Annotated in this window: 22 protein-coding genes; 10 read left to right on the plus strand and 12 right to left on the minus strand. The window is 68.8% G+C overall.

Annotation, left to right across the window (positions count from 1 at the left end):
- Nucleotides 1-5: 5 nt before the first annotated feature.
- Together TU34_RS11760 and TU34_RS11765 are read right to left on the minus strand one after the other, a co-directional pair.
- Nucleotides 6-1,517 carry a mannitol dehydrogenase family protein gene (locus tag TU34_RS11760; protein ID WP_045823056.1) on the minus strand — a complete coding sequence of 504 codons (1,512 nt, stop codon included), beginning with the start codon at nt 1,515-1,517 and terminating at the stop codon, nt 6-8.
- A complete protein-coding gene (locus TU34_RS11765; RefSeq protein ID WP_082080193.1) occupies nt 1,514-2,632 on the minus strand; it encodes an NAD(P)-dependent alcohol dehydrogenase in 1,119 nt (372 codons plus the stop codon). The genes TU34_RS11760 and TU34_RS11765 overlap by 4 nt, the downstream gene beginning before the upstream one ends.
- Nucleotides 2,633-2,756: 124 nt before the next feature.
- Between TU34_RS11765 and TU34_RS11770 the strand changes: the two genes are divergently transcribed.
- The 7 genes from TU34_RS11770 (at nt 2,757) to TU34_RS11800 (ending at nt 11,055) form a co-directional block, all read left to right on the plus strand.
- Nucleotides 2,757-3,776 carry a sugar-binding transcriptional regulator gene (locus TU34_RS11770; RefSeq protein WP_045823057.1) on the plus strand — a complete coding sequence of 340 codons (1,020 nt, stop codon included), beginning with the start codon at nt 2,757-2,759 and terminating at the stop codon, nt 3,774-3,776.
- A gap of 68 nt (nt 3,777-3,844) precedes the next feature.
- Nucleotides 3,845-5,161 (plus strand): ABC transporter substrate-binding protein, encoded by a 1,317-nt coding sequence (locus TU34_RS11775; RefSeq protein WP_238981261.1) that lies wholly within the window; start codon nt 3,845-3,847, stop codon nt 5,159-5,161.
- 3 nt (nt 5,162-5,164) lie between these two features.
- Nucleotides 5,165-6,118: a carbohydrate ABC transporter permease gene (locus tag TU34_RS11780; RefSeq protein WP_045823059.1), complete on the plus strand. Its 954-nt coding sequence runs from the start codon at nt 5,165-5,167 to the stop codon at nt 6,116-6,118.
- Complete coding sequence (locus TU34_RS11785; protein WP_045823060.1) at nt 6,118-6,996, plus strand: carbohydrate ABC transporter permease; 879 nt, start codon at nt 6,118-6,120, stop codon at nt 6,994-6,996. Before TU34_RS11780 ends, TU34_RS11785 begins: the two co-directional genes overlap by 1 nt.
- Before the next feature lie 74 nt (nt 6,997-7,070).
- Entirely contained in the window at nt 7,071-8,180 is a 1,110-nt protein-coding gene (locus TU34_RS11790) for an ABC transporter ATP-binding protein (RefSeq protein WP_045823061.1), read from the plus strand.
- A gap of 38 nt (nt 8,181-8,218) precedes the next feature.
- Nucleotides 8,219-9,976 (plus strand): malto-oligosyltrehalose trehalohydrolase, encoded by a 1,758-nt coding sequence (treZ, locus tag TU34_RS11795; RefSeq protein WP_150116501.1) that lies wholly within the window; start codon nt 8,219-8,221, stop codon nt 9,974-9,976.
- A 59-nt stretch (nt 9,977-10,035) separates the two neighbouring features.
- Nucleotides 10,036-11,055 carry an LLM class flavin-dependent oxidoreductase gene (locus TU34_RS11800; protein WP_045823279.1) on the plus strand — a complete coding sequence of 340 codons (1,020 nt, stop codon included), beginning with the start codon at nt 10,036-10,038 and terminating at the stop codon, nt 11,053-11,055.
- Nucleotides 11,056-11,192: 137 nt separating this feature from the next.
- On the opposite strand, the gene ilvA is transcribed toward TU34_RS11800, so the two are convergent.
- Together ilvA and TU34_RS11810 are read right to left on the minus strand one after the other, a co-directional pair.
- Nucleotides 11,193-12,548, minus strand: coding sequence for a threonine ammonia-lyase IlvA (ilvA, locus tag TU34_RS11805; RefSeq protein WP_045823062.1), 1,356 nt, complete (start codon nt 12,546-12,548; stop codon nt 11,193-11,195).
- Nucleotides 12,549-12,585: 37 nt separating this feature from the next.
- Nucleotides 12,586-13,029, minus strand: coding sequence for a nitroreductase family deazaflavin-dependent oxidoreductase (locus TU34_RS11810; protein ID WP_045823063.1), 444 nt, complete (start codon nt 13,027-13,029; stop codon nt 12,586-12,588).
- Between the two features lie 226 nt (nt 13,030-13,255).
- Here TU34_RS11810 and TU34_RS11815 point away from each other — a divergent pair, with 226 nt between their 5' ends.
- On the plus strand, nt 13,256-13,504 hold the full coding sequence (locus TU34_RS11815; RefSeq protein WP_045823064.1) for a hypothetical protein: 249 nt from the start codon (nt 13,256-13,258) through the stop codon (nt 13,502-13,504).
- Here TU34_RS11815 and dnaE read toward each other — a convergent pair.
- The 4 genes from dnaE to lspA form a co-directional block, all read right to left on the minus strand.
- Nucleotides 13,494-17,048, minus strand: coding sequence for a DNA polymerase III subunit alpha (dnaE, locus tag TU34_RS11820; RefSeq protein ID WP_045823065.1), 3,555 nt, complete (start codon nt 17,046-17,048; stop codon nt 13,494-13,496). The two genes, TU34_RS11815 and dnaE, sit on opposite strands and share 11 nt — an antisense overlap.
- Nucleotides 17,049-17,259: 211 nt before the next feature.
- The gene (locus tag TU34_RS11825; RefSeq protein WP_052688879.1) at nt 17,260-17,937 is read right to left on the minus strand and encodes a hypothetical protein; all 678 of its coding nucleotides are present in this window, start codon (nt 17,935-17,937) and stop codon (nt 17,260-17,262) included.
- Entirely contained in the window at nt 17,927-18,853 is a 927-nt protein-coding gene (locus TU34_RS11830) for an RluA family pseudouridine synthase (protein WP_045823066.1), read from the minus strand. Before TU34_RS11830 ends, TU34_RS11825 begins: the two co-directional genes overlap by 11 nt.
- Nucleotides 18,846-19,481: a signal peptidase II gene (gene lspA / locus TU34_RS11835; RefSeq protein WP_045823067.1), complete on the minus strand. Its 636-nt coding sequence runs from the start codon at nt 19,479-19,481 to the stop codon at nt 18,846-18,848. Before lspA ends, TU34_RS11830 begins: the two co-directional genes overlap by 8 nt.
- 33 nt (nt 19,482-19,514) lie before the next feature.
- Here lspA and TU34_RS11840 point away from each other — a divergent pair, with 33 nt between their 5' ends.
- Nucleotides 19,515-20,492: a hypothetical protein gene (locus TU34_RS11840; RefSeq protein WP_238981263.1), complete on the plus strand. Its 978-nt coding sequence runs from the start codon at nt 19,515-19,517 to the stop codon at nt 20,490-20,492.
- Between the two features lie 64 nt (nt 20,493-20,556).
- On the opposite strand, the gene TU34_RS11845 is transcribed toward TU34_RS11840, so the two are convergent.
- On the minus strand, nt 20,557-21,087 hold the full coding sequence (locus TU34_RS11845) for a WKL family lipoprotein (protein WP_238981264.1): 531 nt from the start codon (nt 21,085-21,087) through the stop codon (nt 20,557-20,559).
- Between the two features lie 261 nt (nt 21,088-21,348).
- Between TU34_RS11845 and TU34_RS11850 the strand changes: the two genes are divergently transcribed.
- Nucleotides 21,349-22,317 (plus strand): asparaginase, encoded by a 969-nt coding sequence (locus tag TU34_RS11850; RefSeq protein WP_045823068.1) that lies wholly within the window; start codon nt 21,349-21,351, stop codon nt 22,315-22,317.
- 8 nt (nt 22,318-22,325) lie between these two features.
- Here the strand turns inward: TU34_RS11850 and TU34_RS11855 are convergent, their stop codons facing one another.
- From TU34_RS11855 to TU34_RS11865, 3 genes are all read right to left on the minus strand, one after another.
- Nucleotides 22,326-23,711 carry a DNA polymerase IV gene (locus TU34_RS11855; protein WP_045823283.1) on the minus strand — a complete coding sequence of 462 codons (1,386 nt, stop codon included), beginning with the start codon at nt 23,709-23,711 and terminating at the stop codon, nt 22,326-22,328.
- A gap of 137 nt (nt 23,712-23,848) precedes the next feature.
- A complete protein-coding gene (locus TU34_RS11860) occupies nt 23,849-24,223 on the minus strand; it encodes a hypothetical protein (RefSeq protein ID WP_045823069.1) in 375 nt (124 codons plus the stop codon).
- On the minus strand, nt 24,220-24,687 hold the full coding sequence (locus TU34_RS11865) for a nitroreductase family deazaflavin-dependent oxidoreductase (protein WP_045823070.1): 468 nt from the start codon (nt 24,685-24,687) through the stop codon (nt 24,220-24,222). Before TU34_RS11865 ends, TU34_RS11860 begins: the two co-directional genes overlap by 4 nt.
- Between the last annotated feature and the right edge of the window lie 76 nt (nt 24,688-24,763).

Raw genomic sequence — 24,763 nt, forward strand, 5'->3', positions numbered from 1 at the left:
CGCCGCTACGAGTCCCCGAGCAGCGCGACCAGCGTGTCGTGCGCACCGTTCTCGCGCAGGCTCCGCAGCGCCCACGTGTAGGGCTCCATGAAGTCCGCGCGGTCGGCGAGGTCGCCGAAGAGGTCGGTGACGCCGACGAAGGCACGGGGATCGGTCCGACTGGCCTGCGCCAGCGGCATCAGGAGATCCCGCCGCTGATCGACGATCTCGATCGGCGAACCCTGCTCGTCGACCCCCTCGGCGTACCGGGTCCATGCCGCCACGACCGCGGCCGAGCACGCGACCGAGCCACCGTCGTCGAGACGCTCGACGATGACCGGCACCAGCCACTGCGGGATCCGGTCGGAGGACTCGGCGCACAGTCGCGCGATGGTGTCGCCGATGGCCGGATTGGCGAAGCGCTCGAGAAGGGTGTCGATGTAGTCGTCGAGGTCGACTCCCGGGACGGCGGCGAGCGTGGGGCGTCCCTCGTCCTGCATGTAGGTGCGCAGCAGTTTCTCCAGCAACGGATCGCGAGCCGCCTCGTCGACCAGCCGATGGCCCAGGAGATGACCGAAGTAGCACAGCGCCTGATGGCCGGCGTTGAGCAAGCGCAGCTTCATGAGTTCGTACGGCGCGACATCGGCGACCATCTGCACGCCGACCGCCTCGAACGCCGGCCGTCCCGCGGAGAACTCGTCCTCGAGAACCCACTGGGTGAACGGCTCGGCCACCACCGGCCATCGGTCGGCGATGCCGGTGCGGGCGGCGACCTCGTCGGCCAGTCCGTTCGGCGTGGCCGGGGTGATGCGGTCGACCATCGAGTTGGGGAACGCGGTGTGCAGCTCCATCCACTCGGCGAGTTCGGGATCGGCGGCGCCGGCGAAGGCGGTGAAGACCCGTCGTGCCATGTGTCCGTTGCCGGGGATGTTGTCGCACGACATCACCGTGAACGACGCGACACCGCGGGCACGCCGCCGTCGCAACGCCTCGGTGATCAGTCCGAACGTGGTGCGCGGGATCGCGTTCGGGGTGAGATCGGCCGCGACGTCGGGCGCCGACAGGTCGAACTCACCGGTCGAGCTCGAGATGTTGTACCCACCCTCGGTGACGGTCAGCGAGACGATGCGGGTGGTCGGCGCGGCCATCGTCTCGATCACCTTTTCCGGGTCGTCGGGGGCGAAGAGGTAGTCCACGATCGACCCGACGACCGAGGTCTCGACGACCCCGTCGGGGTGTTTCAGCGTGAGCGTGTAGAGCCCGTCCTGCGGCGCGAGGGCATCGCGCATCCTCGCGTCGCCCGGGAGCACACCGACCCCGCAGATCGACCACGGCGGCGAGGGTGTCGCGGCGAGCAGACGATCGACGTACATCGCCTGATGGGCCCGGTGAAATCCTCCGACCCCGAAGTGGACGATTCCGCAGGGGTTCTCGTGCCGCGCGTACTGCGGCACCGTGACCGATGCGATCTCTCCGAGGTGTTCGTCGTCGAGCGTGGTGACCGGCCCCGCCGATGCACCGTCGATCGTCTGCGTCATGACGCCATCTCCTCGTTCCGTTCCCCGTGTCCTGATGTCTGCTGTCCTGATACCTGCTGATCCGATGCCCGCTGCGCTGTTGTCCCGTCTTCCGTCATGGCCCCGTCGCGGGCGAGACGCTGAGGGAAGACCACCGCTTTGATACTGCCCGCGACGCGGTCGGCGTCGAGGGCGTCGGCCACCTCGTCGAGCGCGAAACGCCCGGTGACCATGGCGTCGAGGTCGACCAGCCCCGCGGTCACCAGCGCGGTGGCGGTGGGCCAGGTGTTGGCGTAGCGGAAGACGCCGGTGAGGACGAGTTCGCGGTTCTGCACGATCGACACCGGGATGGTGAGGTCGGAGGCACCCATACCGACGAGGACCACCCGTCCACCCGGCCGCACCGCGCCGATGCCCGCGGTGATGGCCGACGGCGCACCGGAGGCGTCGACGAACGCGTCCACCGGCTCGAGGTCGGCGACCTCGTCCGGACCGACGGTGGTCGTCGCACCGAATCGCGTGGCGGTGTCGAGCCGGGCGGGATCGATGTCGGACACCACGATCCGGGTGGCCCCGTGCGCGCGCGCGACCTGCGCGCAGACCAATCCGATCGGACCCGCCCCGGCGATCAACACCGATCCGCCGACGCTGACGCCGGACTTGCGGATCGACGCGATCCCCACCGAGAGGGGTTCGAACAGTGCGGCGGCCACGTCGGTGACGGAATCCGGCACCGGGTGGGCGAAGGCCGCACCGATGGTCGCGTACTGGGCGAGCGCACCGTCGATGGGCGGGGTCGCATAGAACTCCATGTGCGGACACAGGTGGTAGTCGCCACGACGCGATTCCGCCGAGTTCGGGTCGGGGCGTTGGGGTTCGATCGACACCCGCTCGCCGATCCTCGACTCCGAGATCCCCTGTCCCACAGCGACGATCCGCCCGGACGCCTCATGGCCCAAGACCATCGGGGCCGTCACCACGTGGTCGCCGATACGGCCGTGGCGGTAGTAGTGCGCGTCGGAGCCGCAGACGCCGACCGCGGCGATCTCGACCAGGACGTCGCCGGGCCCCGGGGTCGGGACGGGCCGTGTCTCGGTCTCCACACGCCCGGTCTCGACCAGCACCGAGGCGGTCATCGTGTCGGGAGGATCCGGTTTTCCCGGTGAAAGTGTTGTGTGCGTCACATTTCAGATGCTAGCGTACTGAACATATGAACCGCTAGTGAGCATTTGCTCACCCTCAGTGTGGAGGAGGTCACCGATGACCGCACCGCAGGCCCCGCGTCAGTTCCCGCAGTCGGGGAGCGCCGGGACCGAGACGGGCCAGGACGTGCGACTGCTGCTGCGCGCGGCCACGATGTACCACCTCGAGGGCGCCACCCAGGCCGAGATCGCCGCACGACTCGGCGTCTCCCGGCCCACCGCCGGACGCCTCGTGGCACGTGCCCGGGCACAGGGACTGGTCACGGTGACCGTCGCCGCGCCCGCCGGCGTGGGCGCGTCGATCCATCCCGAGACCGAACGTGCCGTCGAGAATGCATTCGGCCTCGACGAGGTGTTCATCATGGACTCCCCCGCCGACGGGACGGCGTCGGGCGACGCCGCGCTCGGTCGCGCCGGATCGTCGGTGCTGGCCCGTCGCATCAACCCGACCGACACCCTCGGGTTCACCTGGGGTCCCGAGCAGCTGGCCGTCGCCGACGGCCTGTCGAACCGGACCGCATCCTGTCGCCGGGTGGTGCAGATGGACGGGTCGATGACGTCGGTCGAGTACCACACCGGTGTCGATCAGGCTCTGTCCCGATTCGCCGAACAGCTGCGCGCACAACCGATGCGCCTCATCGCACCGCTCTACGCCGACATCGACACCGTCGCGGCGATGCAACGCGACTCGATCCTGTCGCAGCCCCTGCGGGCGGCCGAGAACGCCGACGTGATGCTCTTCGGCGTCGGATCGGTGTCGACCTCGACCACGCTGTTCGAGGGTGCGTTCATCGACGCGGCCGTGCTCGACGAACTGACCGATCTCGGAGCCGTCGGCGAGATCGGCGGTCGCTTCTACGACAGCGACGGCACCCCCGTCGCGTCGTCGCTCGTAGGACGCACCGTGTCGGTGCCGCTGGCCTGCGTCCACGACTGCGCGACCACCATCCTCGTCTCCGGCGGAGCCCATCGCCAGGAGTCGATCCTCGGAGCACTGCGAGGCGGGTTCGCGACCATCCTGGTCACCGACCTCGACACCGCTCGATGGCTGCTCACAGAACAGAAAGGTCAACGGTGACTGAACAACTCACGACCAGGGGCGCCGGGCGCCGATGGTCCCCACGCCGCATGACGGCGGGTGTCGCCATGGCGGTCACCATAGGTCTCGCGGCCACCGGATGTGCGGGCGCGGGCTCGTTCACCGACGGTGGCGGCGAGTCGGTCACCATCGCCCTGGTCTCCAATTCGCAGATGACCGACGCCATCTCGCTGTCGGGCCAATTCGAGAAGGAGAATCCCGGGGTCAAGCTCAAGTTCGTCACCCTCTCGGAGAACCAGGCGCGCGCGAAGATCACCGCATCGGTGTCCACCGGCGGCGGCGAGTTCGACGTGGTGATGATCAGCAACTACGAGACCAAGCAGTGGGCCGAGAACGGGTGGTTGGTCAACCTCACGCCGTACATGGACTCCGTGCCCGACTACGACGCGAACGACTTCATCCCCACGCTCAAGGACGCCCTGTCCTACCAGGGCGGGATGTACTCCGCACCGTTCTACGGCGAGTCCTCGTTCCTCATGTACAACAAGAAGATGTTCGCGCAGGCCGGCGTGAGCCTGCCCGCGAAGCCGACCTGGCCTCAGGTCGCCGAGGTCGCCGCGAAGCTCAACCGCGGCAACGTCTCCGGCATCTGTCTGCGCGGCAAGCCCGGATGGGGCGAGGTGCTCGCACCGCTCGACACCGTCATCAACGCCTTCGGCGGTCGCTGGTACGACGAGAACTGGAATGCGCAGCTCACCAGCCCGCAGGTCACCGCGGCCGTGAAGTTCTACGTAGACACCGTCCGCAAGTACGGCGAGCCCGGTGCGGCATCATCGGGCTTCCAGGAATGCGGAAACCTGTTGTCCCAGGGCCAGACCGCCATGTGGTACGACGCGACGTCGGCCGTCTCGGTGCTGGAGAGCCCGGACACCTCCACCATCGCCGGCGACGTCGGCTACGCCCAGGCACCCAGTATGGCCAAGGGCGACAACGGGTGGCTCTACACCTGGTCGCTCGGCATCCCGTCGAGCAGCACGAAGAAGGACGACGCCTGGAAGTTCATCAACTGGATGACGAACAAGAAGTACATCTCCTACGTCGCCGAGAAGCTCGGCGCCAGTCACGTCCCACCCGGCAGCCGACTCTCCACCTACCAGCTGCCCGCCTACAAGGCGGTGTCGACGGCCTACGCGGAGCCGACGCTGTCGGCCATGAAGGCGGCCGACCAGCTCAAGCCGTCGCTGGAACCCGTGCCCTACACCGGGGTGCAGTTCCTCGCGATCCCCGAGTTCCAAGATCTCGGAACGCGCGTGAGCCAACAGATCTCGGCTGCCATCGCAGGACAGATCAGCGTCGAGGACGCCTTGAAACAGTCACAGACCTACGCCGAGACCGTCGGCAAGACCTACCAGAAGGAGAGGTGACCCATGGCCACCGCACTCGTCGAACCGGCTCAGGCACCGCGCGACTCCGCGCCGTTGACCTCCGGTAGAGATCACATCAGCCGCGCCGAGGGATGGCGACGGAGGGGACCGCTGCTCCCGGCGCTCATCTTCATGGTGATCGTCACCCAGATCCCGTTCGTGGTGACGCTGTACTACTCCACCCAGTCCTGGAACCTGGTGCGCCCCGGTTCACGGGAGTTCAACTGGCTCAACAACTACGTCCAGGTCTTCCGCGACACCCAGTTCTGGACGGTCACCCTCAACACGGTCCTGCTCATCGTCGGGACGGTGATCATCTCGGTCGTCTTCGGGTTGATCTTCGCGCTCCTGCTCGACCGGAAGTTCATCGGCCGCAGCATCGTCCGCACCCTGCTGATCACCCCGTTCCTGGTGACCCCGGTCGCGTCGGCGCTGCTGTTCAAGACGAGCCTGCTCTCCCCCACCAGCGGCCTGCTGAACTACGCGCTGAGCCCGTTCGGCGTGAAGACCGACTGGCTCAGCGAGTACCCCCTCGCGAGCGTGATGGGTGAACTCGTCTGGCAGTGGACACCGTTCATGATGCTGCTGATCCTGGCCGGCCTGCAATCGATGCCGAAGGACATCGCCGAGGCGGCGAAGGTCGACGGGGCCACCAGCTTCCGGCTGTTCCGTGAGCTGACGCTGCCACACCTGCGTCGCTTCATCGAGCTCGGCACCGTGCTCGGCGCGATCTATCTCGTCAACACCTTCGACGCCGTCTACATGATGACGTCGGGTGGACCGGGCGTCGCGAGCTCGAACCTGCCGTTCTACATCTACCAGCGCGCGTTCCTGGGCTTCGACATCGGTCAGGCGGCCGCCATGGGCGTCGTCACCGTCGTCGGCACGATGGTCGTCGCGACTCTGGCCCTTCGCCTTCTGTTCAAGAGCTTCAGCGTCACCGAGGAGTCGGTCTGATGGCCACCACAACGCCCACCCGTCCCACCACCGCCGCCACGACGACGGCCCCGGCGATCCGTCGCAAGCGGAACCCGAGAGGTGGACTGCTCACCGCGTTCACCTGGATCCTGGCCATCGGGTTCTTCTTCCCCGTGCTGTGGATGGTGCTCACTGCGTTCAAGAAGGAGAGTGACGCGAACACCAATCCGCCGACCTTCTTCTTCACCCCGACGCTCGACCAGTTCCGCAACGTCTTCGACGCGGGAATCGGCACGCCGCTGCTGAACTCGGTGTTCGCCACGGTGGCGTCGACGATCCTGGTGCTCCTGCTCGGCGTTCCCGCGGCGTTCGCGTTGTCGCTGCGACCGGTCCGTAAGACCTCCGACGCCCTGTTCTTCTTCCTGAGCACCAAGATGCTGCCGATCGTGGCGGCGATCATCCCGCTGTACGTGATCGTCGGCAAGATCGGGATGCTCGACAACATCTGGACGCTGGTCATCCTCTACACGGCGATGAACCTGCCGATCGCGGTGTGGATGATGCGGTCGTTCTTCATGGAGGTCCCCAAGGAGCTGCTGGAGGCCGCGAGCATCGACGGCGCGAGCCTGTGGACCTCGGTCCGCGAGGTCATCCTCCCGCTGATCTCCCCCGGGATCGCCGCCACGGCACTGATCTGCGTCATCTTCTCGTGGAACGAGTTCTTCTTCGCGGTCAACATGACCGCGGTGAACGCGCAGACCATGCCGGTCTTCCTCACCGGGTTCATGTCCGGGCAGGGACTGTTCTGGGCGCAGCTCTCGGCCGCGTCGGTGTTGGCCGCCTTGCCGGTCGTCATCTGCGGCTGGATTGCCCAGAACAAGCTCGTCCGCGGTCTGTCCTTCGGCGCCATCAAGTGACCCCCGCCATCAGATGAGCGCTGCCACCACGTAAACCCCGACCCACACTTCCTTCCGAATCACAGGAGAAACCCATGGCTTCCATCACCTACGACAAGGCGTGCTGCGTCTACCCCGGCGCCGACAAGCTCGCGGTCGACTCGCTCGATCTCGACATCGCCGACGGTGAGTTCGTCGTCCTCGTCGGCCCGTCCGGTTCCGGCAAGTCCACCGCCCTGCGCATGCTCGCCGGCCTCGAGGAGATCGACAGCGGTGCGATCACCATCGGTGGCTCGAACATGGTCGGCGTCGCACCCAAGGATCGCGACATCGCGATGGTCTTCCAGAACTACGCGCTGTACCCCAACAAGACCGTCGGCGAGAACATGGGCTTCGCGCTGAAGATGCGCGGGATCGGCGTCGAGGAACGCAAGCAGAAGGTCGCCGAGGCCGCCAAGCTGCTCGACCTCACCGACTACCTCGACCGCAAGCCGGGCAAGCTCTCCGGCGGCCAGCGTCAGCGCGTCGCCATGGGTCGCGCCATCGTCCGCGACCCGCAGGTGTTCTGCATGGACGAGCCGTTGAGCAACCTCGACGCCAAGCTCCGCGTGCAGACCCGCACCCAGATCGCCGCCCTGCAGCGTCGCCTCGGCACCACCACCGTCTACGTCACCCACGATCAGGTGGAGGCCATGACGATGGGCGACCGCGTCGCGGTGCTCCGCGACGGGAAGCTGCAGCAGTTCAGCTCGCCCACCGAGCTGTACGACCGACCCGTGAACGCGTTCGTGGCCGGGTTCATCGGCTCGCCCGCCATGAACCTGTTCACCGCGCCGCTCACCGACGACGGCGTCTCGATCGGCGGCGCCACCGTGGCCGTCCCCCGCACCGCTCTCGCCGAGATCGGTCGTCTCGGTCTCGACTCCGCCATCGTCGGCGTGCGCCCCGAGGCGTTCACCCTCGGCGACTCCGGCGAAGGCGTACCGGCCACCGTGAGCCTGCTGGAGGAACTGGGCAGCGAGACCTACGTGTACGCGACCGTCGACGATCCCGCCGTGCGCACCATCGACGGCGGCGAGGTCACCCTCGTCTCGCGCACCGCCGTGCGGGGGCCGGCCAAGATCGGTGAGCAGATCCGGCTGCGACAGACCGAACCGACCGTGCACCTGTTCCACCCGACCACCGGCGAGCGCCTCGGCGACTAAACCGCACCCCGGGCACCCGGGGCGGCTACGGTCGAGACGTGGCACAGCAGCAGACGTACGAGGTGTGGGCACCGGACGCGACGAGTGTGTCGGTGGTGATCGACGACGGCGCCCCCGTCGCGATGCAGGCCGACGGACCGTGGTGGCGGACATCAACGGCACCAACGGGTCCCGGCCGGTACGGGTTCGTGATCGACGGTGACCAGAGCAGCGGGGCGGGCGGGGACGTGCTCCCCGACCCGCGCTCACCCCGCCTGCCCGACGGCGTCCACGGCCTGTCCGCACCGTTCACCGTCGACGAGGACCTGTGGACCGACGGGGAGTGGCAGGGTCGCGCCATCGCAGGAGCGGTGATCTACGAGCTGCACATGGGCACCTTCACCCCCGGCGGGACCTTCGACTCGGCCGTCGAACGGCTCGACCACCTCGTCGATCTGGGCGTCGGGTTCGTCGAGGTGATGCCCGTCAACGGGTTCAACGGCACGCACAACTGGGGTTACGACGGCGTCGCGTGGTACGCCGTCCACGAGATCTACGGCGGACCCGCGGGATTCGCACGGTTCGTGGACGCCTGCCACACCCGCGGTCTCGGGGTGGTGCTCGATGTCGTCTACAACCACCTCGGCCCATCGGGCAACTACCTCCCCCGCTTCGGGCCGTACCTCACCGACGGCGCCAACACCTGGGGCCAGTCACTCAACCTCGACCAGGCGCAGTCGGACCCCGTGCGGGAGTACATCCTCGACAACGCGCTGCGCTGGTTGCGCGAATTCCACGTCGACGCACTGCGATTGGACGCCGTCCACGCCCTGGTGGACCACACCGCCATCCACCTGCTCGAGGAACTCGCCGTCCGCACCGACGCGCTGGCGGCAGAACTCGGGCGTCCGCTGTCGCTGATCGCCGAGAGCGACCTGAACGACCCACGACTGATCACCGACCGCGGCCTCGGCGGCTACGGCCTCGCCGCCCAGTGGGACGACGACGTCCACCACGCGATCCACACCACGGTCTCGGGCGAACGGCAGGGCTACTACGGCGATTTCGGGAGCTACGAATGCCTCGCCACCGTTCTCACCGGGGGTTTCTTCCACGCGGCGACATACTCCTCGTTCCGCCGGCGTCGCCACGGTCGCCCCATCGACCCCGCGGTGGTGCCGTCGACGTCGCTCGTGGTCTACACCTGCAACCACGACCAGATCGGCAACCGCGCCATCGGTGACCGCCCCACCGCCTATCTGACCCCGGGGCAACTCGCCATCAAGGCGGCCCTGGTGCTGACCTCGGCGTTCACCCCCATGCTGTTCATGGGCGAGGAGTGGGGCGCGAGCACGCCGTTCCAGTTCTTCACGTCCCACCCCGAACCCGAACTGGGAGAGGCCACCGCGACCGGCCGCATCAAGGAGTTCGCCGACCACGGATGGGACGCCGAGGAGATCCCCGATCCACAGGATCCGGCGACGTTCACCCGGTCGAAGCTTGACTGGTCCGAACCCGACGAGCCGGCGCACCGACGCATCCTCGAGTTCTACCGGTCGCTCATCGCACTCCGCGCCGGCTCGCCGGACATCGCCGCGAACTCACTGACCTCGGTGGAGGTCGAGTTCGACGCCGACGCGGGCTGGTTCGCGATGCACCGGGGAGAGCTGTCGACCGTCGTCGTGCTGTCCCCCGCCGACACCGTCGTGCCGATCGCGCTCGAACCGGTGCTGCTCTGGGATCCCGTCACCACCACCGACACCGGCTTCGCCTCGACCGGCCACAACGTCGTCATCGGGCGGCGGATCGACGCGTAGAGGGTTCGACGAGCAGACGGGGGCGAAATACCGGCATGACCGTGGGTGTTGCACCCACCATGAGCGTTCCCTACTCCGTCCTGGACATCGCACCCGTCGTCGAGGGCACCACCGTCGGTCAGGCCCTGCAGAACGCCGTCGCCCTCGCGGTCGCCGTCGAGGGGTGGGGTTATCGACGGTTCTGGCTCGCCGAGCACCACAACATGCCCGGCATCGCCAGCTCCAGTCCCGCCATCGTGATCGGTCAGGTCGCGCGAGCCACCCAGACGCTCCGTGTCGGATCGGGCGGCATCATGCTGCCCAACCACGCGCCGCTGGTGATCGCCGAGCAGTTCGGCACTCTCGACGCCCTGTTCCCCGGTCGGATCGACCTCGGGATCGGTCGCGCGCCGGGCACCGATCAGGTCACCGCGCACGCGCTGCGCCGCGCGCCAGGAGCGCTCTCGGCCGATGACTTCCCCCAGGAGCTCGCGCAGCTACGGGCGTTCCTGGCCGGCGCGTTCCCCGACGAGCACCCGTACTCGGCCATCACCGCCGTCCCCGGTGAGGGCGCATCGCCCGACATGTGGTTGCTCGGGTCGTCCACGTACAGCGCACAACTGGCGGCGTTGCTCGGTCTGCCGTTCGCGTTCGCCCGCCACTTCGCGCCGCGCGAGACCTTCGCGGCGCTGGCGACCTATCGCGACAACTTCCGGCCGAGCGCCGTCCTCGACGCCCCGTACGCCATGGTCACCGCGACCGTCGTCGCGGCGTCCGACGACGAGACCGCCCGCTACCACGCCGGTCCGCAGCGCCTGGCGATGGCACGGTTGCGCAGCGGGACCGCCGGGCGCTACCCGACGGCGGAGCAGGCCGCGGCCACGCCGCTGACCCCGATGCAGGAATCGGCTGTCGCGGAGACGAGTTCGGCCTGGATCGTCGGCGGCCGCGACCATGTGGCGACCGAGTTGCGGATTCTCGTCGACTCCACCGGAGCCGACGAGATCATGATCAGCTCGACCCTGGCCGATTTCGATGCCCGCCTCGAATCGCACCGCATCGTCGCCGACATCCTCACCTCTCTGGTGCCCGCCGCCTGAGGATCCGGCATGCGGGTGTCAACCCACCATAGTCAGCGATGTTTCCCGCTCAGCGGGAAACATTGCTGACCAACTCGTCGACTCTCGGTTCCGGTGAAGCAGATCCGCGGCGCACGCCTGAGCCGTAGGTGGGTCGCTCAGGTCAGGTAGCGGTAGGCCGGTGACCCGGGTACCAGACGCTCGGCCGTGAGGCGCGACTCCGTCATGCGGTCGAGCAAGGGCGACAGTCCATCAGCAGAGTTCAGCTGGACGCCGACGAGAGCGGCACCGGTCTCGCGGTTGTTGCGTTTGACGTACTCGAACAGGGTGATGTCGTCGTCGGGACCGAGGACCTCGTCGAGGAAGCCACGCAATGCGCCGGGCTCCTGCGGGAAGTCGACGAGGAAGTAGTGCTTGAGGCCGCGGTGGACGAGCGAACGCTCGATGATCTCGCCGTACCGGGAGACATCGTTGTTGCCGCCGGAGAGCAGTGACACCACCGTCGTCCCGGGTGCGAAGCGCAGACCGTCGAGACCCGCCACCGCCAGCGCCCCGGCCGGCTCGGCGATGATGCCGTCGTCCTGGTAGAGCTCCAGCATCACCGAACACAACGCACCCTCGTCGACGTGGACGATGTGGGCGCTACCCGGGCTCAGATCCCGTCGCGACGGCGAGATGGTCAGTGCAGCAGGGAGATCGGGGTGGTCGGCGACCGTTGGGGACAACGGTGACAGCACGCGATGCGCAAGGTCACCGACGCGCTTGACCGCCGCACCGTCCACGAACGGGTCGATCACGTCGAGGGTCACCGGACCGCCGTGCACCAGAGCCGCGGCCAGTGATGCCGCGCCCGTCGGCTCGACACCGACGAGGACGACGTCGGGGTCGAGGGCCCGGAGGTAGGTCGCCATCCCGGCCAGACATCCGCCGCCGCCGACAGGCGCGAGAACCACATCGGGCACACGGCCGAGTTGCTCGACGATCTCGAGCGCGATGGTGCCCTGTCCGGCCGCGGTGCGGACATCGTCGAACGCGTGGATCCAGGTGGCGCCGGAGGTCATCACGTCGGCCTGCGCCGCGGCCGCGGCCGCGTCGTAGGTGTCCCCGACGGGGATCAGCTCGATGAAATCACCCCCGTGCCACAGGATCCGGTCACGCTTCTGCTTCGGAGTGGTGGTGGGTACGTAGATGCGTCCCCGCACCCCCATCGACTTACAGGCGTAGGCGACGCCCTGTGCGTGGTTGCCCGCGCTCGCCGCGACGACACCGGCCGCCAACTCCTCGGCGGTCAACAATCCCATCGTGTTGTAGGCGCCGCGGATCTTGTACGACCGCACCGACTGCAGGTCCTCGCGCTTGAGGTACACCTGCGCCCCGGTCGCCGCCGACAGGCGCGCGTTCGCCTGCAACGGGGTGCGGTCGACCACCACCTTCGCGCGGTCCGCGGCAGCACGGATCGACTCGACGTCCAGGGTCGGTGCGGACGGGGTGACGAGGCGCGGCGGACTGCTCACGCTCCCATCGTCTCACCATCCGCGCCGATCACGGCGATCAGCTCTCGGGTGTGGCCTCGAGGACGAACACCGGGATCTGGCGGTCGGTCTTCTCCTGGTACTCCGCATACGGCGGGTAGGCCTCGACTGCGCGGTCCCACCAGATCTGCTTCTCGCCGCCGAACACCTCCCGGGCCACCATGTCCTGGACGAGCTCACCGTCGCGGAGTTCGACGTGCGGGTTGGCGGCGACGTTGTGGTACCAGACGGGATGCTTGGGTGCGCCGCCGAGCGAGGCGACCGCGGCGTAGGCACCGTCGTGCTCGACCCGCATGAGCGGGGTCTTGCGGAGCTTCCCGGTCTTGTTGCCGACGGTGGTGAGCAGGATGACCGGCATGCCGTTCATCTCCGTGGCCTCGGTGCCGTTCGAGTTCTCGATCTTCTCGGCCTGTTCACGGGCCCAGTCGCTGGTACTCGGGGCGTATTCACCTTCGAGCGGCATGGCGGATCTCCTTTGTCGGTCGGATCGGCGTGCTGTCGAGCACCATCGACTCTAGCGAAACACCGACCGCGGCGAGGGCGTCCGCACAACCGATCCTGAGCTGCGGCGACATGCCGAGATCGCCTGGTTTCGGCTACCCGAAAACTTTTGCTCGAGGGGGCGGTACACTGGTGTTCGCACACCCCGACGACGCCCGTCGCGCCCGCACCCAGGAGGCCACCCGCCCATGACGACGATCAGCGTGAACACCGCACCCGCTCGTTCCGAGCGGGCCGCGGCGCCCACCGTCTCGATCGCCGGTGTCGCGTGGCCGGTGCACAAGGCGGCCGCGGTGCTCACCGCCCTCGTGGTCGCCGTCGTCGTCGGCGTGATCACCGGCTCCGGCGAGGTCACCGCGTGGGCCGTGACCGTCGCCGCCACCGCGGTCTGGTGGTCCGGACGCCTCGGTGCGACCCTCCGCGCGACTAGCCGCTGAGGCAGGTCGGCCCGAGAAGCGCCTTCAGGTCGCCCATCAGAGCCGAACTCGGCGTCACCCGGAGGTTGTTGTCGAGTCGCAGCGTGGTCGCCGACTCGCCGCTGATGAGCCGCACGTGGACATCCGAGGTCCCCGGATGACGGATCAGCACCTGCTTGAGGGCACTCACCCGGTCCTGCGTGCACAGTCGTGTCGACATCGTCAGGGCGAGCGGGCGCGCCTCCCCCACGTGTGAGAGGTCGGGCACCGCCAGATCGTTGGCGCTGATCATCATGTTGTCGTCGTCGCGGATGTTGACCCGGGCCTTGATGAGCACCACCGCGTCGGCCACGATGTCCATCCCGTAGGCCTGGAACGCGCGCGGGAAGAAGTACACCTCCACACCACCGACGAGATCCTCGAGGGTGACCACCGCGTACGGCTCGCCCTTCTTGTTGACTCGTCGGGTGACCGCGGAGATGATGCCGCCGATGACGATCTGCGCGCCGTCGGAGACGTTCTTCTCCAGCAGGCTGGTCAGCGAGGTGTCGGTCTGCGCCGAGATGACGTGCTCGATGCCGCCGAGCGGATGCCCGGACACGTAGAGCCCCAACATCTCCCGTTCGAGCGCGAGCTTGTGCTTGGTGTCCCACTCCTCATCGGGCACCCGGACGGCGAAGACGTCGTCGATCACCGCACCGGCGTCGTCGGCACCGCCGGCGTCACCGAACAGGTCGAACTGGCCGACGGCCTCGGCCTTCTTCGTGCCCAGCACCGCGTCGACGGCGTCGACGTGCACCAGGAACAACCCCTTGCGGGGGTGTCCCAGCGAGTCGAAAGCGCCTGCCTTGATGAGGGATTCGGTGACCTTCTTGCTGCACGCGGTGACGTCGATCTTGCCGAGGTAGTCCGAGAAGCTGTGGAACTTCCCCTTCTCCTCACGCGCGGCGAGGATCGCGGTGACCACGTTCGTCCCCACGTTGCGCACCGCGACCAGGCCGAAGCGGATGTCCTCGCCGACGGCGGCGAAGTACCGCTGCGACTCGTTGACGTCGGGCGGGAGGACCGTGATGCCCAGCTTGCGGCAGTCGGCGAGGTAGATCGCGGCCTTGTCCTTGTCGTCGCCGACCGAGGTGAGCAGTCCCGCCATGAACTCGGCCGGGTAGTTGGCCTTCAGGTACGCGGTCCAGTACGACACCAAACCGTAGGCGGCCGCGTGGGACTTGTTGAACGCGTAGCCGGCGAACGGGAGAATGGTGTCCCAGAGCGCCTTGATGGCCGCCTTGGAGAAGCCGTTGGCGACCATGCCCGCCTCGAACCCCTCGAACTCCTGGGCCAGCACCGACGCCTTCTTCTTGCCCATCGCGCGACGCAGGATGTCGGCTCGACCCAGCGAGTACCCGGCCACCTTCTGAGCGATCTGCATGATCTGCTCCTGGTAGACGATGAGGCCGTAGGTGTCGCCGAGGATGTCCTTGAGGGGTTCGGCCAGCTCGGGGTGGATCGGCTTGACGTCCTGTCGACCGTTCTTGCGGTCGGCGTAGTCGTTGTGGGCGTTCATGCCCATGGGGCCGGGCCGGTAGAGGGCGCCGACGGCGACGATGTCCTCGAAGGTGGTGGGCTGCATGCGTTTGAGCAGTTCACGCATCGGCCCACCGTCGAGCTGGAACACGCCGAGGGTCTGCCCGCGCGCCATCAACTCGTAGGTCGTGGTGTCGTCGAGGGGCAGCGTGTCCATGTCGATCTCGATGCCGCGGTTGGTGGTGATGTTCTCGAGCGCGTCGTTGATGACCGTCAGGTTGCGCAGCCCGAGGAAGTCCATCTTGAGCAGCCCGATGGCCTCACACGACGGGTAGTCCCAGCCGGTGATGATGGCACCGTCCTGGGCGCGTTTCCACACCGGGATCGCCTCGGTGAGCGGCTCCGAGGACATGATCACCGCGCAGGCGTGCACGCCGGCGTTGCGGATCAGTCCCTCGAGACCCAGTGCGGTGTCGTAGATCTTCTTGACGTCGGGGTCGGTCTCGATGAGCGCACGGACCTCCGAGGCCTCGCCGTAGCGATCGTGGTCGGGGTCGGTGATCCCGGCGACCGATATGTCCTTGGCCATGATGGGCGGCGGCAGCGCCTTGGTGATCCGGTCGGCGATAGCGTAGCCGGGCTGACCGAACTGCACCCGCGCCGAGTCCTTGATCGCGGCCTTGGTCTTGATGGTGCCGAAGGTGATGACCTGGGCGACCTTGTCGCTGCCCCAGCGTTCGGTCGCGTAGCGGACCATGTCCCCGCGGCGACGGTCGTCGAAGTCGATGTCGATGTCGGGCATCGACACACGCTCGGGGTTGAGGAACCGCTCGAAGAGCAGACCGTGCGGGATGGGATCGATGTTGGTGATGCCCAGCGCCCACGCGACGAGCGATCCGGCGGCGCTGCCGCGGCCGGGGCCGACGCGGATCCCGACCTCATGGGCGTGCCGGATGAGGTCGCCGACGACGAGGAAGTAGGCGGGAAAGCCCATCTGGATGATGACGTCGAGTTCGTAGTTCGCGCGGTCGGTGTAGTCCTGCGGCACGGGTGCGTCGGGGAAACGCCGGGCCAACCCCGCGGTGACCTCCTTGCGCAGGAACGTCTCCTGGGTGTCGCCCTCGGGCACCGGGAAGATCGGCATCCGGTCGCGCGGGGTGAACACCTCGGCGTAGCTCTGGACCCGCTCACCGATCTCGACGGTGTTGTCGCAGGCGCCGGGCACCACGTCGTCCCACTGCTCGCGCATCTCCGCGGCCGACTTCAGGTAGTACCCGTCGCCGTCGAACTTGAAGCGCGTGGGATCCGACAGCGTCTTGCCGGTCTGGATGCACAGCAGCGCCTCGTGGGTCACCGCGTGACCCTTGGTGACGTAGTGGCAGTCGTTGGTGACGATCGGCTTGATGCCGAGCTGCCTGCCGATCTCGAGCAGACCGTCGCGGACGCGGCGCTCGATCTCGAGGCCGTGCTCCATCAACTCGAGGTAGAAGTTCTCCTTGCCGAAGATGTCCTGCCACTTCGCGGCGGCCTCGAGGGCCTCGCGCTGATGGCCGAGCCGCAGCCGGGTCTGGACCTCACCCGACGGGCAGCCGGTCGTGGCGATGATCCCCTCGGCGTGGGCGGCGATGAGTTCGGCGTCCATGCGGGCCCACTTGCCGAGCTGACCCTCGATCGACGCCAGCGAGCTCAGGGTGAACAGGTTGCGCAGGCCGGTCGCGTTCTCGGCGACCATCGTCATGTGGGTGTAGGCGCCGCTACCGGAGACGTCGTCGCTCTTCTGGTCGCGGTCGCCCCACAGGACGCGTTTGGTGTCGAAGCGCGAGGCGGGGGCGATGTAGGCCTCGATGCCGATGATCGGCGTGATGTCGTGATCCTTGGCGACGTTGTAGAACTCGCTGGCGCCGAACATGTTCCCGTGGTCGGTCATGCCGATGGCGGTCATCCCGAGACGTTTGGCCTCGGCGAACATCGGCGCCACCTTCGCGGCCCCGTCGAGCATGGAGTACTCGGTGTGGTTGTGCAGATGGACGAACGAATCCGACACGTGGAATACCTCTCGACGAACGCTGCGGGGTCCCCGCCGATGCACTGCCGCGCGCGGTCCGATGGCCGGCTGCGACGTGTCGTCCAGTTTAGGTGCGGGCACCCACAAGACCGGTGAGCCACACAGTGCGGGCGTCCGCCGGTCGTGTGCACACCGCCGACACACCGCGACACGCCGAGCGGGCTGTGACGCGTGGGACTCGAGCCATGGGTCAGCCTGCGGGCACCGGAGCGGTGTCGGAGAGCGGACCGACACGATCGGACTGTTCGGGGAGCAGCGCCCCGACGGTGAACCGCCCGCCCGCGTCGGCCGGGAGGACCTCGACCGCACGGACCCGCCGGTCGCCCGCGATCACGCGCAACCGGTCGGCGTCACCGCGCACGACGAGGGCGACCACGCACGCGCATCCCGCGCTGAGCCGTGACCGCACGAGTGTGGCGATCTGTCGATCGCGCCCCACCGCGTCGGGACCGACCGTCCGCTCGACGTCGTCGACGGCGAGGTCGCGCGCGGTCTGCAGCGATCCCCGATCCCGGGTGAGGGGTTCGAACGTGGTCGGTGTGGCGACCGCGTCGACCGTGACGTGGAACGCGACCCGCGACGGTCCCGTACGGGCGATCAGCGACCACGCGGTGTCGTCGTCGAGGGGTGCTCGTGGCGACACCAGCGCCCACCGGGTGCCCGTGGCCCGCGCGGTCCCGGCCGAGGCGGCGGCGATGTACTCGTCGACCGACTGCCCGCCGGTGGGACCGAGTCGGTCGGTGGTGACCGCGGGACGTCGGGGCGGATGGGCCGCGCCCAGGGCGTACAGACCGCCGAGGACGACCAACACGACGACCGCGCACACGGCGATCGACCCGAACGCGCGGCGCAGACCGTCAGGTCGCACGCAGGACGTCCAACGCACCCCGGAGATCGTCCGGGTAGGGGCTGGTGAACTCGACCAGCCGCCCGTCGGAGGGGTGGGCGAACGACAACGCGCGGGCGTGCAGCCATTGACGTTCGAGCCCGAGGCGGGCGGCCAACGCCGGATCGGCGCCGTAGGTGAGGTCTCCACAGCACGGGTGGTGCATCGCCGAGAAGTGCACGCGGATCTGGTGGGTGCGACCGGTCTCGAGGTGGACGTCGAGGAGGCTGGCCGCGGCGAACATCTCGAGGGTGTCGTAGTGGGTGACGCTGGGCTTGCCCGCGGTCGTCACGGCGAACTTCCACTCGTTGCCCGGATGGCGGCCGATGGCGGCGTCGATGGTGCCGCTCGACGGGTCGAGGTGGCCCTGCACCAGGGCGTGATAGCGCTTGTCGACCGTGCGCTCCTTGAAGGCCCGCTTGAGCAGTGTGTAGGCGCGCTCCGACGTCGCGACCACCATCACCCCGGACGTGCCGACGTCGAGACGGTGCACGATGCCCTGTCGCTCGTGCGCGCCGGAGGTGGAGATGCGATACCCGGCGGCGGCCAGACCACCGATCACCGTCGGTCCGGTCCATCCGACCGAGGCGTGCGCGGCCACACCGACCGGCTTGTCGACCACCACGATGTCGTCGTCGGCGAACAGGATGTCCATGTTCTCGATCGGCTGCACCAGGTTCTCGACCGGGCGTGCCGGCTCGGGCAGCAGGACCTCGAGCCAGGCGCCCGCGGTGAGTCGATGGGACTTGCCGACGGCGGTGCCGTCGACCTGCACGTCGCCGTTGTCGGCGAGCGCGGCGACCGCGGTGCGCGAGAACCCCATCATTCGCGAGACACCGGCGTCGAGTCGCATGCCGTCGATGCCGTCGGGGACGGGCATCGACCGGCTCTCACGCATCAGGCGCCACCGGCGTGCGCGCGTCGTCGCGGGTGCGGGTCGACGCCCGCGTGCCGTCGAGTTCGACCCCGAACAGCGTCAGGCCGACCAGCAGGACCGCGCCGCACACCACCGCCGAGTCGGCCACGTTGAACACCGGCCACCAGCCGATGGACACGAAGTCGACCACATGCCCGCGGAGCGGGCCGGGATCGCGGAACAGACGGTCGACCAGGTTGCCCAGCGCGCCGCCGAGGATCAGCCCGAGGCCCAGCGCCCACAGCGGAGACCGCAGACGGGAGCTGTACCGGATGATGCCGACGACGACCGCGAGCGCGACGATCGTCAGGATCCAGGTGTAACCGGTGGCCATGGAGAACGCGGCGCCGGAGTTGCGAACCAGGCGCAGCGTGACGGTGTCGCCGATGATCGAGATGGGACGCAGCGGATCGATGGTCGCGACGACCACGATCTTCGTCACCAGATCGGCCACCAGGACGAACAGCGCGACCGCGGGCAGCAACGCGATCATTCTCGTCGATCGCGGCGCCGGTCGGCTCGTGGCGGTGGCATCGGCGGACCCACCGACTCCGGCGGTGGTGTCGGGTCCGGCGGGTTCATCGGTCGGGTCGTTGCTCACGCCGACCATTGTCCCCTAAGCGGAGTCGATAACCTTCAATGCGTGCCCGACGCCCTCATCACCCGCCCCCTTCTCCGTCGAGCGCAGGCAGTGGGGGTGTGCGCGGTGATCACGGCGGTCGTGGCCGGGTGCGGTTCCGGTGATCCCGGCCCCGACGGCGCGAGCAGTTCCTCGGCGGCCGCGGGGTGCACGACCGAGTCGACCGTCGGCGCGTCCGGTGCGTCGCTGCTGCCGGTGCCGCCGGCGACGGTCGAGGTCCTCGACGCAGGCGCCGCGCCGCGTCTCGCACCGGTAGGCGCGCCGAGCACCGCCTCGGCCCAGCAGGTCCGGCTGGTCACGACGTCGTCGTCGACGAGCCTCTCGCAGGGACAGGCACCGAGCGACGACGCCCAGACCGTGGACCTGCCGATCACCGCGCAGGTGCTGTGCGGCGACCCGACCGACATCGAACTCACCCTCGGCGCCGCGTCGTCGCCGTCGCCGGACCTGTCGAGGTCGCTCGCCGCGGTCCGCGGCTCGCGGGCGGGTCTCGCGGTCGCGGCCGGGTCGGTGCCGATCGCCCTGCGCATCGTGCCCGCCGCCGCGGCCGACGACACCGCCCGCTCGGCGATCGAACAGACCCTGGTGCAGGCGCTGCAGCGGTCGGTGACACTCCCCCGCGACCCGATCGGCGTGGGCGCGCGCTGGCGGTCGGTACGCACGATCACCGGCGCGGCCACGGTGCGGCAGACCATCACCTCGACGCTGCGCGCACGCACCGGATCGACACTCCAGATCGATGTCACCGTCGACGAGGAACCGGTGAACGCGGTGTTCACCATCCCCGGATCCGATCAGACACTCACCATCGCCTCGTACACGATGGCCGGGTCGGGCTCGATGACCCTCGACCTGACGCGCGGGCTGCCGATCAGCGGCGAGCTGACGATCGACGGCGGCCGGTCACTGGTCGGGTCGGATCCCGCCCGGCCGCTCGTCCAGAAGACCGGCGTCGACATCCGCTGGGAGACGACCCGCTGACACACGACTGCCCCCGAACCGTGGGGTTCGGGGGCAGTCGCTGCGAGCGGTGTGCGGGACGGGGTCAGTTGGCCGCCGGGCACATGGCGCTCTGCACGTTGTTGGCGAGCAGCAGCGGGCACACCGTGGTCTTGGCGAGCTTCCACTTGCCGCTGTCGTAGACGATCGCGGCGTCGACGGTCTGCTCGGGCACGTTGGGCAGCTTGACCTTCACCTTGACCGTCGCCTGGCCGTTGCCGGTCGCGATGACCGGGGCCTGCAGCGAGTAGGTGATGTCGGGGTTGTCCTGACGGGCCTTCACGAGCTTGTCGAACAGCTGCGGGTCGGCGTCGGAGCCCTGGACGAGATCGGTCTTCTCGCTCGCCGGCACGCTCGGGTTGAGGGCCTTCTCCAGCAGTCCGTTGAGCGTGGAGGCACTCGGCGGCTTCGAGGGGTCGGTCACCGAGGTGCCGCCGGTGTCGCCCGACGCGGTCGACGAGCTCGTGGTCGACGTGGGCTGCGCGGTCGTCCCGTCGTCGGAGTTGTCGCTGCACGCACCGATCATGAACACGGCTGCGACGGCCAGGCCTGCGGTGGCGATCTTCTGGAGCTTCACGAAATGTCCTCTTCTCGTCTGTCGTCGTCAGGGCTGACGAACCCGGGGCCGGCGGCACGGGGCCACCGACATGCTGCGCCGATGTCGTCGAGCCCGGGGACTCATGTGTACCGATGGGGGCGGTCGCGGACGACCACGTTCCCCCCGGATCGGACACCACTATGCCAAACCGATGTGTGGGCGAACGACAATCGGGCGAACCGCACACGCCTCCTGGCCCGGATTTGACCACGACGACCGAGGTCAGCAAGCTTTCGTCCCATGTCGGTCACACCTGTCATCGCGGTACTCGGCACCGGCGGGACCATCGCGTCGCAGCACGGTGCGGGCGGTGTCGTGCCCGCGGTCGACGTCCGGGATCTGGTGCGGGCCGATCGCGCCGGTTCCCCTGTCTCCGGCGTCGCGGTGCGTCCGCGGACAGTGCTCTCGCTCGACAGTTCGGCGATGACACCCGACGACCAGTGGACCCTTGTGCGGGCGATCTCCACCGAACTCGCCGACCCCGCGGTCGCCGGTGTCGTGGTGACCCATGGCACCGACACGCTCGAGGAATCGGCGATGCTCGCCGACCTGGTCATCGACGACCCCCGCCCCGTGGTGTTCACCGGCGCGCAACGGCCATCGGATGCCAAGGGCGCCGACGGTCCTGCCAATCTCGCCGCGGCCGTCGCGTGCGCCGCCGACCCGGACTCCCGGTCGCGCGGGGTGCTGGTGGCGTTCGGCGGTCGTGTCCTGCCCGCGCGGGGGACGGTCAAGGTCAGCGCATCGGACCTCCGCGCCTTCGACTGCGCCGCACCCGGGCTCGCGCGTCCGCGGATCGATGTCGGCGCGCTCTCCCCCGTGAGTGCTCGGGTCGACATCGTCACCGTCCACCCGGGGTTCGCGCCCGACGTCATCGCGCACCTGGTCGCATCCGGGGCCCGCGGGCTCGTGGTCGCCGGCCTCGGATCGGGCAACGTCGGTCCCGGTGTGCGTGACGCGGTGGCCGACGCGATCAGCCGGGGCGTGGCGACGGTCATCTCGACCCGCGTGCCGTTCGGGGAGGTGGTCGCCACCTACGGCGGCGGCGGTGGCGCGGTCGATCTCGTGGCCGCAGGGGCGATCGTGTCACCGTGGTTGCGTCCGCCGCAGGCGCGGGTGGCGTTGGCGGCGCTCCTGTCGGCCGGCGCCGATCACGACGGGATCGCGGCGTTCTTCGCGGCCGGACCGGTCGCGGCGGACGGCGCCTGACCGCTGAGTCATGTCCAGTCGAGGCTGGCGAGTGGATCGGCGGCCGTCAGGTCGGCGGTGTCGGAGGGGAACGTCGCGGTGCGGCCGGGCCCGGTCGCGCGGGTCTCGAACCGGACCGACACGACGCCGTGGCCACTGCCCTGCACCCAGCCGTGGCCGAAGTCGGGATGCGTCACGTCGGTTCCGGTCGCCCACGTCACCGCACCGTCGGGACCCACGACACGACCCGACGCCTTCTGCACCCCCACCTCGGCGACCGGACCGCCCGGTAGCGGCTCGGCGGGGTCCACACCGTCGACGGCGGTGACGATGACCGGCTCCTCGGGGGCTTCGGCGGTGGTCACCGCGCGGTCGGAGGCGTCGCCGCCGAAGAGCAGGAACTGTTCGTCGGTGGTGAGGCCGGAGAACCCCACGCCGACAAGGCGAACGGGTCCGATGTCGACGGGGTCGAGGGCGAGGCGCTGCGCCGCTGCGGCCAGGGTCGCGAGGTCGGTGGTCGCCGGGGCGAAGGTGGTCGACCGGGTGAGCACCGACATGTCGGACTTCTTGAGTTTGAGGACGACCGTGCGCGCCCCGCGGCCGTCGTCGAGAAGGCGCCGGTGCGCCGACGCGGCCGAGGTCGCGATGGCCTCCCGCAGTCGCGGCATCGTCACGACGTCGTCGGCGAAGGTCGATTCGGCGCTGATCTGTTTCGCCGAGGTCCGTTCGGCGACCTGTCGGTCGTCGAACCCCTGCGCCAGTCGGTGCAGCGCCGGACCCACCGTCGAGCCGAGCACCGACGCCACCTCCATCGGTGACAGGTCGGCGAGATCGCCGATGGTGTCGATGCCCAGGCGATGCAGCCGGTCGCCGGCCACCGGTCCGATGCCCCACAACTTCCGCACCGACAGCGGGCGGAGGAACTCCTGCTCGGATCCGGGTGAGATCACCGTCACGCCATCGGGTTTCGCCATCCCCGAGGCGATCTTGGCGATCTGCTTCCCACTGCCCGCCCCGATCGACGCGGCCAGGCCCAGTTCGTCGGCGATCCGCGACCGGATCTGCTCGGCGAACGTGATCACGTCGCTGCGTGCGGCGCCGACGAGGGCCTCGGGTTCACCGAACGCCTCGTCGAAGGACAGCATCTCGATGACCGGTATCGCCTCGCGGATCATCGCGAACACCCGGGCGCTGACCACGCGGTAGACCGCGCCGCGGGGTGGCACGACCACCGCCGACGACCCGATCAGTCTGCGCGCCTGATGCATGGGCATCGCCGAATGCGCACCGAAGCGCCGCGCCTCGTAACTCGCTCCGGCGACCACACCTCGGCCACCGACCCCGCCGACCAGCACCGGACGGCCGCGCAGGGTGGGACGGGTCAGCTGCTCGACCGAGGCGAAGAAGGCATCCATGTCGATGTGCAGCACCCACCGCGCTCCACGTCGATCCTCGGTGCCCACCACCCGTCGAGCCTATCGAGTCCGACTTCGTCGCCGACTGCACGGAAGCCACGCCCCGCCTTCGCGTTTCCACACGGTCTGTCACCCGCTCAGCGGGTGAGGGCTCCGGCACCGATCGCCACCAGGCCGCAGGCGGTGAACAGCGCGTACGGGATGAGGGACGAGCCGCTGTCACCGAGGTACAGCTGGCGCACCAGGACCGCGCCTGCGTCTGCGGTCAGCAGCACACCGCCGACGATGAACCAGGTCGGCCGCGCGAACCCGACCGCCAGCGTGACCGCAGCGACGCCGGCGACGATCCCGAGGCCGAGCCGCAGCGACGTCGACGGCTCGATGCGGGTCAACTCCGTGAAACGTTGACTCCACGAGCTCATCCCGGTTAGCGCGGCGATCGAGGACAACGCCATCTCGAGGAGTCCGATCGCGACGATCACCCCGACCCCGATGCGGACGGCGGGTGTCATCGCGCGCCGCCTCCGACGGACACCAGTTCGAAGACGGGAACCGCGGGGGCGACGGCGGCGAGTTCGGCGTCGGTCGAGGTGTGCGAGACCTTCGCCGGCAGGTAGCTCGCGACCTCCCAGCCCCAGCGCCTGAGGTAGGGACGCAGGAGAGCGATCTTCGCGTCGTCGGCGATCTCGGTGGCCCGGAACTCATCGGTGCGACGACCGTGACCGATGGTGGCGACTCCCGCGACACGCAGGTTGCGCGACCACTGGGTGTTGCCACGCGGCGAGATCAGGTAGGTGCGCCCGTCGATGACGAGCGGGTTGACCGGCGTGGTCTGCGGGGTGCCCGACTTTCGTCCGACAACGGTCAGGGTGCGCGCACCGGCAAGGCCGATCCCCCGGGCCGACAACCAACGGACGAGATCGTTGAAACCGCGCTGCATGCGGCCGCTGGGCGCTGCGTAATGGGTTGTGGTCATGGCTACTCCTCGTCTGGATCGGAACGAGAGCACTGCTCTCGTTTCTCACCATGACACGGCATCGGCCAGAATGCAA

The organism is Williamsia herbipolensis (assembly GCF_000964005.1).
Lineage (GTDB): Bacteria > Actinomycetota > Actinomycetes > Mycobacteriales > Mycobacteriaceae > Williamsia_A > Williamsia_A herbipolensis.